This window comes from Nitrospinota bacterium, assembly GCA_035528715.1.
Taxonomy (GTDB): Bacteria; JADFOP01; JADFOP01; order DATKYB01; family DATKYB01; genus DATKYB01.
The window spans coordinates 1-9,926 of the sequence record DATKYB010000041.1 but is presented as its reverse complement, the minus strand read 5'-3'; the positions used below and the strand labels follow the sequence as shown (position 1 = coordinate 9,926).

General features: G+C 39.1%; 9 protein-coding genes and 1 pseudogene. 4 read left to right on the top strand and 6 right to left on the bottom strand.

What is annotated here, in order from left to right:
• Positions 1–41: 41 nt before the first annotated feature.
• Positions 42–722 (top strand): class I SAM-dependent methyltransferase, encoded by a 681-nt coding sequence (locus VMW81_02870; protein ID HUU49886.1) that lies wholly within the window; start codon positions 42–44, stop codon positions 720–722.
• Positions 723–757: 35 nt separating this feature from the next.
• Here VMW81_02870 and VMW81_02865 read toward each other — a convergent pair whose 3' ends face one another.
• The gene (locus VMW81_02865) at positions 758–1,237 is read right to left on the bottom strand and encodes a CBS domain-containing protein (GenBank protein ID HUU49885.1); all 480 of its coding nucleotides are present in this window, start codon (positions 1,235–1,237) and stop codon (positions 758–760) included.
• A gap of 607 nt (positions 1,238–1,844) precedes the next feature.
• Here VMW81_02865 and VMW81_02860 point away from each other — a divergent pair.
• Positions 1,845–1,979 carry a hypothetical protein gene (locus VMW81_02860; GenBank protein ID HUU49884.1) on the top strand — a complete coding sequence of 45 codons (135 nt, stop codon included), beginning with the start codon at positions 1,845–1,847 and terminating at the stop codon, positions 1,977–1,979.
• A gap of 226 nt (positions 1,980–2,205) precedes the next feature.
• Here VMW81_02860 and VMW81_02855 read toward each other — a convergent pair whose 3' ends face one another.
• From VMW81_02855 to VMW81_02835, 5 genes are all read right to left on the bottom strand, one after another.
• Positions 2,206–2,808, bottom strand: a complete 603-nt coding sequence (locus VMW81_02855) for an isoprenylcysteine carboxylmethyltransferase family protein (protein HUU49883.1) — start codon at positions 2,806–2,808, stop codon at positions 2,206–2,208.
• Positions 2,809–3,419: 611 nt separating this feature from the next.
• Positions 3,420–4,637 carry a glucose-1-phosphate adenylyltransferase gene (glgC, locus tag VMW81_02850; protein ID HUU49882.1) on the bottom strand — a complete coding sequence of 406 codons (1,218 nt, stop codon included), beginning with the start codon at positions 4,635–4,637 and terminating at the stop codon, positions 3,420–3,422.
• A gap of 67 nt (positions 4,638–4,704) precedes the next feature.
• Positions 4,705–5,058, bottom strand: a complete 354-nt coding sequence (locus VMW81_02845; protein ID HUU49881.1) for an SHOCT domain-containing protein — start codon at positions 5,056–5,058, stop codon at positions 4,705–4,707.
• A 48-nt stretch (positions 5,059–5,106) separates the two neighbouring features.
• Entirely contained in the window at positions 5,107–5,670 is a 564-nt protein-coding gene (locus VMW81_02840; protein ID HUU49880.1) for a hypothetical protein, read from the bottom strand.
• A 343-nt stretch (positions 5,671–6,013) separates the two neighbouring features.
• A complete protein-coding gene (locus VMW81_02835; protein HUU49879.1) occupies positions 6,014–7,807 on the bottom strand; it encodes a cation:proton antiporter in 1,794 nt (597 codons plus the stop codon).
• Positions 7,808–8,229: 422 nt separating this feature from the next.
• Between VMW81_02835 and VMW81_02830 the strand changes: the two are divergent.
• Positions 8,230–8,786 (top strand): annotated as a pseudogene (locus VMW81_02830) (manganese efflux pump MntP family protein).
• A 264-nt stretch (positions 8,787–9,050) separates the two neighbouring features.
• Positions 9,051–9,890, top strand: a complete 840-nt coding sequence (locus VMW81_02825) for a hypothetical protein (GenBank protein ID HUU49878.1) — start codon at positions 9,051–9,053, stop codon at positions 9,888–9,890.
• Positions 9,891–9,926 lie beyond the last annotated feature (36 nt).

Below are 9,926 nucleotides of genomic sequence, written 5' to 3'. Positions count from 1 at the left end.
CACCAAAACAAATAAAAACATGAAGGGAACAAGGAATTAAAATGAACACCAAAAGAGAAAAAACTGACAAAGAAGTCTTAGACAAACAGAAATCACACTGGGAAAAAACTCTTTCAGAAAATCATGAAATGTTTGGTGAGAAGCCCAGTGAGCCAGCGAAAAAAGCTGTAGAATTATTCAAGAAAAAGGGAAAAAAGAAAATTCTTGAACTAGGGGCTGGACAGGGACGGGACACACTGTTCTTTGCAAAAAATGGTTTTGAAGTAACTGCTCTGGATTATTCTCGCAAAGGAGTTGAAGATATCATTGAAAAAGTCCATAAACTTGGGCTGGATGAACAGGTGAAAGTTAAATGCCACGATGTCAGATACCCTCTTCCTTTTAAAAATGATTCCTTCGATGCCTGTTATTCCCACATGCTGTATTGTATGGCACTTACAACATCAGAACTCGAGTTTCTTTCAGATGAGATAAGACGAGTATTGAGGCCGGATGGAATCAATATTTACACTGTAAGGCATACAAAGGATGTTGATTATGGAACCGGGACTCATAGGGGAGAAGATATTTATCAGATTGGCGGTGGGTTTGTAGTTCATTTTTTCAACAGACAAAAAGTAGAGCGTCTGGCTAAAGACTATGACATAGTCAGCATTGATGAATTTGATGAAGGGGCTCTTCCAAGAAAATTGTTCCGCGTAACCCTCAGAAAAAAATCATAAAAATAGATTAATTGATAAGCTCAAAAAGGTAGGATTTAGTCAATAGGTTTTTGCGGGTCTGGGTAAAACTTCAGTAATACGTTGAAGATGTCTCTCCAGGTCAATATCCCCTTAATATGTCTATTAGAATCAACCACAGGGAGGCAGGATATTCTGTTTGTCAGCATCGTCTTGCAGGCATCTCTTATGCTTGTGTATTTTTTTACTGTTATAGGCTTTCGGGTCATAATCTGGTGGGCTTTTTTGTTGAGGATAAACCTGTCACGCGGTTGACTGGATACGGTTTCCAGAAACGGGCTCAGCTGTTTGAGAAGATCACGGTCGGATACTATCCCGATAATTACCCCGTTTTCCACAACAGGTAAATGATGAAATCTGTATCTCTGAAAAAGCCTTCGAACCTGCCTCAGCGAATCATCCGGTGATATTGCGACGACATTTTCTTTCATAATGGACTCAACCGTCTCTGGTATTTCGATATTTCTTTTATCTTTTGTTTCCATTTTTAAACCCAAAAAATTGAAATCCTGTATATCTTATCGGCATTTCTTTTAAGAATATTTATCCCTGCCTGTAAAAAAATCTCTATAAGCAAAACCCCGTATAAATCAGTCCGGAAAATCTAAAAGGTTTTTTAAAAGGCAGGCTCACTCAATACAATTTTGCGGTCTAAAAATATCCCCTTTTGCTTTTTAGGGATTTACTAAGCGAGCAACGAAAAAAGAAGCAACTGTCTGAGAGCAAGGCTCGAGTTTGTTGCTTCTCGAAGCGGTCGCGATCAAATAGCGGATGGAAAAGCCCCAGATATTTCTATCATGGGGCTTTTGGGAGGGTAGGAAAAGTTAGAGTAACTTTTCCGTCCAATTTTCCATCCAAATAAAATAATAGCACCCTTTTTTAGAAATTACAAATCTACTACAAACCTTATTTCCCTTTCCTTTTTCTTTTCCCCTTTCTTCCATATGCCTTGGGAAGAAAATTCCAATTAACTTTTAAAATAGCGAATTTTAATTTGTCACTTGGTTCACTGCTTACTAATATTGTTTTTATTAAAATATACTTTTTTTCGTATACAGAGGTCGACCATTAAGTTTTATCTACAAGGGAGAAAATAGGAAGCATATGAAACTTAAAAAGGAGCAAAAAAAACAAATAGAAGAAATTATTAAAGGAATTGAAGAAGAAGTAAACTTTGGCATTAGCAGAGATGGGATATTAGATTTTGCCTATCACGGTTATCCCCCTCCCTCTATGTGATAAATTTGTGATAAAAAATATCATAAACCCCTTTCGATTTTTCAGGAATTTTTCCTTGCGGAGAATCGCAAAGCGATTTTCTCATCTCCCCTTTTGCTTTTTAGGGATTTACTAAGCGAGCAAGGGAAAAAGAAGGGCAAGGAAAAAAGGGACTTCAAATTCAGAAAACAAAAAGAAGAATTCCACAACTTTTTGGAAGAATTTAAGGATTGGCGTGTTGAAAATTCTAAGGAATTTTTAAGATAACCGGGACGAAATGAAGGTCTTGTAATACTTCAATTATTCTCAATAGCATAAAAAGCCATACAAACCACATAGAATCAAACATAGCCTTCCTGATATATTTGGGTTTTATAAGATACTGTCCAGGTTCATAATACTTGGAAAATCGAGGAAACCATCTCGGTGTTTTATTTTTATAATCAATAAATTCCTTTCCGAATTTTGCCTCTAAATCTTTTTCTTCTTTATAAACAACCGATGGATAATAGATTATAAACCAAGGGATTGCCAAAAATAATACAAGTAAATTCTCCGCTGCCAGGCCAAGTCCAATTATACCAAAAAAACTGAATAGATACAGAGGATTTCTAACGATAGAGTAAGGCCCTTCGTTTATTATTTTATTATTTTTATAACCCCCGATGTAAATAGAGCACCACAATCTTCCGAGTGTGGCTATGATGAGAAAGATATATCCTGTCCATTCGATAATCAAATCAATAGGACTATTCGGGTCCCATGAGTCTGTGGTAAAAGTTATTAATAATATAAAGGCTACTGCAAATATATGAGTAGATAAGATGCGTTTTTTTGTAAAGAATCCCAATTGCATTTTTCAGTTTTATAAATTGTTTGTCTTATCAGCTTATCTCATTTTTTATACTAATATTGATTTTAAATAGCGGTTTTAGATGCTACGCTCTTTGTCTATTTTGTCAAGAATTTTGAAATTAAAACCCTCTGTGATAAAATTGTGATAAAAAATATCACCAAATCTCATTAGATTTTTCAGGGATTTTTCCTTGCGGAGAATCGCAAAGCGATTTTCTCATCTCCCCTTTTGCTTTTTAGGGATTTTTTAAGTGAACGAGGAAATCATGGTGTTTTTAAATCCCCCTTTTGCTTTTTAGGTATTTAGTAAGTGGGCGAGGATAAAAGAAGCAGCTGTTTGAAGGCGAAGCCTGAGTTTGCGGCTTCTCTGAAGAAAACGCAGCTAAATACCGTTTAAAAAAATCGAGGGGTGTCCTTTTTTCGTCCCTTTTTTGAACAAGCAAAAAAGGGACATATAAAAAAGCCCATTGGCAAAATTACCAAAGGGCTTTCAATCTGGCTCCCCGTGCAAATATCACTAGCTTTTCGTTTAGTATGAGAGTTTTCTGTGAGTTCGAATAAAAACTACTACATCCCGAAAAATTCTTCAGTATAAAACATTTCAATTTAATCTTTCTTTGCAACAACCACTATTCCTGATTCCGAGACGTAGTAGCGTTTTCTATCTTTTTCAAGATCCCATCCTATTTCTGTATGAGGTGCAATATATACATCCTTGTCAATGATAGCCTTTTGTATCTTGCAGTACCTCCCCACCTTAACGCCATCCATTAAGATAGAATCGGTTACATACGAAAAGCTGTTTATCCTTACCCCTGGCGAGAGAATACTTCTGTTGATATGTCCACCACTGACTATACATCCCTCAGAAACAATACTGTCGGTTGCCCAACCAACTCTACCTTCATCTTCGTTTGCAAAGACAAATTTTGAACCTGGATAATTATGAAACGCAGTTCGTATAGGCCATTTTTGATCATATAAATTAAGTCTAGGGGTAACATCGCAAAGTTCCATATTGGCTTTCCAGTATGTATCTATTGTCCCTATGTCACACCAATATCCTCGCTCCTTTTCTTCCATGCCTGGCCAATGATTTGTCATAAAATTATATGCATAGATCTTATATTTATCAATCATTTGTGAAATAATACTGAGACCAAAATCATGAGCAGAATCTTTAAGATGATCTTTTCTAATAACTTCAAAAAGTACATCTTGATTAAAAAGATAATTTCCCATGGATACCAATGCCATATTTTCTTTTTCAGGCATTGGTTTTGGATTTTCTGGTTTTTCAACAAATCCCCTTATTCGACTGTGTGAATCCACTTCAACAACCCCCATCTCTTTTGCTTCATGAAGAGAAATTGGCACCACAGATAAGGTAAGATCAGCACCTTTTTCAATATGATAATCCAACATCTGCCTTACATTCATTTTGTAAATATGATCCCCTCCAAAGACAAAAACATGATCAGGGCTCTCACTTTTTATAATGTCTAAATTCTGATAAATTGCATCTGCTGTTCCAAGATACAACCCATCTCCAACACGCATCTGAGGGGAAATAGTGTCCATATAATGCGATAATTGACTGGACAGTTTCCAACCTATTGAGATATGGCGTTGAATTGAACTTGACATGAACTGTGTTAATACTAGAATCTTGTAAAATCCAGAATTCGTAAAATTGCTGAGAACAAAATCGATAACCTTATATCTGCCACCAAAAGGCATAACAGGTTTACACCTGTCTTCACATAATGGATAGAGCCTGCTCCCTTGACCTCCAGCCAAAATCATCACTAATTCTTGCATTATTCTTCTTCCTTTATTTGGCAGTTAGTCCACCAACCAAAGTTAAAATTTAATTATCTCTTTTACTTAATTATTGAAGTAAATCTTTCTTCTTTTCTTCAAACTCTTCTTTGTTGACCTCTCCTCGAGCATATCGTTTCTTGAGGATGTCAAGGGCTGATTCTTCTGACCTCGCACCATAGCTTCCACTACCCGTAGATGTAACGAGCCATCGAATGAGAAAGACGATTCCTATGATCACCGCAATCCAGAAAGCGGCCATGATGATTGTCCCAAACCACCCCATGCCGTATCCCCAACCCATCATGCCAGGACCCATGCCCCATCCACTACCATAACCTCGCCACTGAGCAAAGGCATTTTCTGATAGAAAAAGAATTGCACATAATGCGAAAGTTAAAGAATACTGAAATCTTTTTTTCACTTTAAATCTCCTTTTAAATAGGACCTAAAAATCATCAAAATTATTAACTTATTGATAAATGGATCTTAGCCAGCCAGTATACTTGTTTACAATAACCTTATCTACCAGAGAATTATCCTTGGTTACGATATCGGCTTCAAAGTAGTTATCTTTTTCCTCAATTTTCCCAATTTTCAAGTTGGGATTCCTTGCCGAGTTCAAATAATTATCCAATATCACCTTGGCTTCCTTTTTCCCTAGAGGCTTCTGGGGCTGTTGGTATTGAGGACCCCGAGGATATCCATAACCAGGTCCCATGTGATAACCATAGCCCATACCATATCCCGGACCCATCATGCCGGGTCCCATTCCGTATCCAGGGCCCATACCATATCCCGGGCCCATCATGCCGGGTCCCATACCATATCCAGGGCCCATACCATATCCCGGGCCCATGCCGGGTCCCATTCCGTATCCAGGGCCCATCATGCCGGGTCCCATTCCGTATCCAGGGCCCATACCATATCCTGGTCCCATACCATATCCAGGGCCCATCTGGGATTTCCCTTCAATGTGAAAAAGAATCAGCACTAAAACCAATGCAACTACTGAAACAATTATTATTTTCTTCATAACTTTATCATTCCTTAGTTAAAGTTTGTTCAGTTTCTTGATAAATTTATAGTTAAAGGCTTCATTTTTAGTTTAAAATACTTCACCTCCTTTTTTGATTAAAGTCTTTGTCATCTGATTTGGAACTGTAGGCTGGAGAATTAGTTTTAAAGTTAAATCATAAATAATTTGTGATATCAAAAGGAAATAGGATTACAGAGGAAATCTTAATTAATTATTTTCTATCAAAAAGGTAGGATTTAGTCAATACAATTTTACGGTAGTATCCCCTTTTGCTCTTTAGGAATTTTTCCAGCGAATAATGAAATATTTCCGCTATCACTGTGTGTAAATTATGTTTTTATCATTTACTAAGTTTTTTCTTTAGTGGATCGACGAGGCTTATGAGCGTTTGTCCTGGTTCGGGCTCGAGTGAAGTATCTGTGTTAAAGATCTTGAGGTTTACTTCCTCATCTACGCAAAATAAGGGAACGACCTTTCCTCCGTAAAACCTCTGAAAGGCGTTGAACGTGAATCGATTTGTCAGTCGATGCACCTTGATAACTGCCCCTTGATCAAAGCGCTCGTCGAGATAATCATAGGTGATTCCTTCTCCAAAAAGGAGGCGGCCACTGAGATACTTGGGTATTGCTTCCTTTGAATCCGGAGGAAGCTGGTAGACCTCTTCTCTCCCGAAGGTATCGCTGAAATGCAATGTGGCGAGAGAGTTGGTCTCGTCGTTCGAGGTAAGCGCCAAGAGCCTCCCGATTCCACCTATCTGGTTTTCAAAGAGGAAGTTCTCTGAAAGAATCGTCCCACAGTAGCCCTCCAGCCCTTCCATTCGGGCCTGTGCCACTTCCCTTCGATTCGTGTCTACCAGAAGCACTCGAACCCCTAATGATTTAAGAGCTAAAGCCATCCTCCGCGCCCAGCGATGGGCACCGACGATCAGAACCCCCTGAGGATTAGGATCGGCAAGCCCAAGAAGCCTCGCCAAGGGAGAAGCTAAGAGCCCGTAGATTAACACCGTGCCGATGATCACAAAGAAGATAAGCGGAACAATACGCTCAGCGCTTTCATAGCCGATTTCCTCAAGGCGGAGCGCTAGAACAGAGGAGACGGCTGCGGCGACAATGCCACGCGGTGCGAGAGAGGAGATAAAGAGGCGCTCCTTGAAGTTCAGTTTTGAACCAAGGGTGGAGAAAAAGACAGATACCGGCCGAACAAGGAGGATAAGAATTCCAAGAAAAACAAAGGCCTCCCAGCGCATGTCGAGAAAATCCTCCATCTTGAGCCTGGCAGAGAGAAGGACAAAAATGCCGGAGATGAGAAGAACACGCACATTTTCCTTAAACTCAACGATGTGGCCTATGGAAACGGTTTTTTGATTCCCCAAAATGATTCCCATGACTGTAACAGTAAGAAGACCTGATTCGGGTTGGAGAAGATTCGTGCCCATATAGGCTGAAAGTGCCGTGATCAAGGTAACAGAGTTTTGGAGAAAATCGGGAACCCAATAGCGCTTGAGGAGTTGGATGATGATGAGGGCAGAAAGGGTGCCGATAAAGCCCCCAATCAGGATAGTTTTCAAGATTCCGAACACGATGAGCCCGGGTGTGTCCACAAGACGGTTGATAAGAATCGCCTCGAAGACCAAAACCGCCATCATTGCGCCGATGGGATCGATAAGAATTCCTTCCCATTTTAATAACGAAGCCAAGCGGGGAACGGGACGCACATGCCGAAGAAGCGGAATGATAACCGTGGGGCCGGTGACAACGAGAATACTTCCTAAAAGAATAGAGAGGGAGATTCCCAGATCAGTAATCGCATAGGCAGATGCGGCGCTGAGAACCCAGGTTACAAGCGCGCCGATGGTAATCAGATTCCTCAAAACCGCTCTGGTGGCCCTAAGCTCTGTTATTTTCAGGCTTAAGCCTCCTTCGAGGAGGATGATGGCAACGGAAAGGGAGACAATCGGCATAAGAAGGTTGCCGAAAAGCGCATCTGGATTAAGGAAACCGGTAACCGGCCCAGCGAGAATACCAAACAAAAGGAGCATTAATATAGCCGGGAGTCTCACCATCCATGCTAACCACTGGGCTAAAATCCCGAGGATGACAATTCCGGCAACTCCAATCAATAGGCTTTCGGTCATGACATTCTCCGAAAAAGAATTTTCCTAAAAACTATAGCTTTAAGAAACCAATAAACATCTGATATGGGAAGCTGTATGAAGTTTTTTGATGCGTTGTTTAATAGAATCTACAGCTTTTATATCAGTAAGGATAGAAGTTTGTCAATGAGTTGTTGCATTAGTTTTCTCAAGGAAAAATCCCAACTCACCTCTGTGATTCAATAACTTGGATTGCATGAGTGAAGAGGGTGGAGTTAGATATAATTTGTGATTAAAGTTTTACTCATTGTTGCTCGACTTTTCACTTTAGAAATGATAAAGTTGATTTATTATTTCTAACTTAAATATCTCTAGCCTAAGAGAGGCATTCTCCGACGCTGTAAGACAGATGACGGATGCTTATCAATCAGGCTAAAAAAATTTCTCTATAGGATTCATAGCAAATGGACATGACTGTGATTATTCTTATCGCACTTGGGCTATCCATGGATGCGTTTGCTGTATCTGTCTCAAGCGGCTTAACCATAAAAAACTTAAAGATAAACAATGCATTCATTATCGCCGCATCTTTTGGACTCTTTCAGGCGGTTATGCCTCTCCTTGGATGGTTAGCAGGACTCAGCTTGAGAAATCTTATTACAGAGATTGACCACTGGGTGGCTTTTGTTCTCTTGAGTTTTATTGGTTGTAAAATGATTTATGAATCCTTTAGGCTTGACCCCAGCAAAAAAAAATTGACCCAACAAATCTTTACGTTTTGCTGATATTATCTATTGCTACGAGTATTGATGCATTGGCCGTAGGGATAAGTTTCGCATTTTTAAAGATTTTTATTATCACCCCAATAATCATCATCGGCGCAGTAACTTTTTCTTTATCTTTTGCTGGCGTTTATGTGGGTAACAGATTTGGACACTTTTCTGAGAAAAAAATTGAAGCTTTAGGGGGTCTTATTCTGATTGGAATTGGTATAAAAATCCTATTTGACCATTTAATTTAGAAGATGCTACTGTCTTATTAAGGTTTGACGAAAAAGTTTTAAATCCCCTTTTAGATTTTTCAGGGATTTTAGCGATAGAACAAACAAAAAAAAATAAAAAGCCTCCTCTCGCGTTTTTTGCTCCCCTTAATTAATTGTTTAAATTCATTTTATGAGTCTTAAAAAATTTTTTATGGAATTTCTTTTACCCCTTGTTTTTTAAAAAATAGCGTATATATTCAATGATTAGTATATGACCTTTTATTTAAGGAGGATTAAAATACTATGAAAAAAGGATATATTATTCTGCTTGTCCTTTTCTTTGGAATGATTCCATTAAAGAATTTACATGCTGAGCAGGTTGTAAAGATTTCCAATGTAGACAATTTCATCATGCATAAGTATCTCGACAAAAAGGGTGTTTATTCCAAGTCATTGGAAGAGGTTCTGAATAATGGAATTGTTGAGACAGGCATATTAGGAACAGGATGGGGTAAAAAGAAGCAGATCGATAAGTTTTCCCTTGTGGAAAAGGTTATCAAAGACCCTGAAGCCAAGGCCTATGGCTTGGAGTATCTCGGCAAAAACAGGAAGATAACCAAGGTTATCTACCCCTATGAAAACAGGGGATGGACAGATGTCCATTTAGCGAATTTAGACGGCGCAAAAGAGATTGTTATCGAGATAGAGGGAGGGAATAAAGAACCCGTGCACCAGTGGGTGGGTAACATCGGTATTAAGAGGCCTGATGGAACCATTGAGGATATCCCTGTAAATATCAAAGGGGCTTTGGACAAAGGAAAGGTTCCGGCTCTTATTCTCTCAGATGACTATTTCTATTACAGAAAGGACAAAGGGGATATAAAAGAGCTTCTGGACAAAGAGCTTGGGTGGAAGGATGGATTCCAGATACTGGTTATAAGAAAGATGCTTGAAAGAGTTTCTGGCGACGAAAGGTTCAGGGTCCTGGTTAACCCTGGTGGGGATATCAATTATAATGATACGGTGTTGATAAAGATTTCTCTTGATAAAGGGAAGTTCTCCGAATCGAATCCCCCTACAATCCTTATTGGCTGGAAGAATGTCGAAGAGGTTGATGAAGGGGGTGGCGGAGATTTAGACTGATAATTGAGGGGATCGTGATACCCTTAAACTAATCGA

Excerpts from the sequence above, each read along its gene's own strand:
- VMW81_02835 (HUU49879.1), bottom strand. The coding sequence starts at position 7,807 with ATGACCGAAAGCCTATTGATTGGAGTTGCCGGAATTGTCATCCTCGGG.
- VMW81_02840 (HUU49880.1), bottom strand. The coding sequence starts at position 5,670 with ATGAAGAAAATAATAATTGTTTCAGTAGTTGCATTGGTTTTAGTGCTG.
- VMW81_02870 (HUU49886.1), top strand. The coding sequence starts at position 42 with ATGAACACCAAAAGAGAAAAAACTGACAAAGAAGTCTTAGACAAACAG.
- VMW81_02860 (HUU49884.1), top strand. The coding sequence starts at position 1,845 with ATGAAACTTAAAAAGGAGCAAAAAAAACAAATAGAAGAAATTATTAAA.
- VMW81_02825 (HUU49878.1), top strand. The coding sequence starts at position 9,051 with ATGAAAAAAGGATATATTATTCTGCTTGTCCTTTTCTTTGGAATGATT.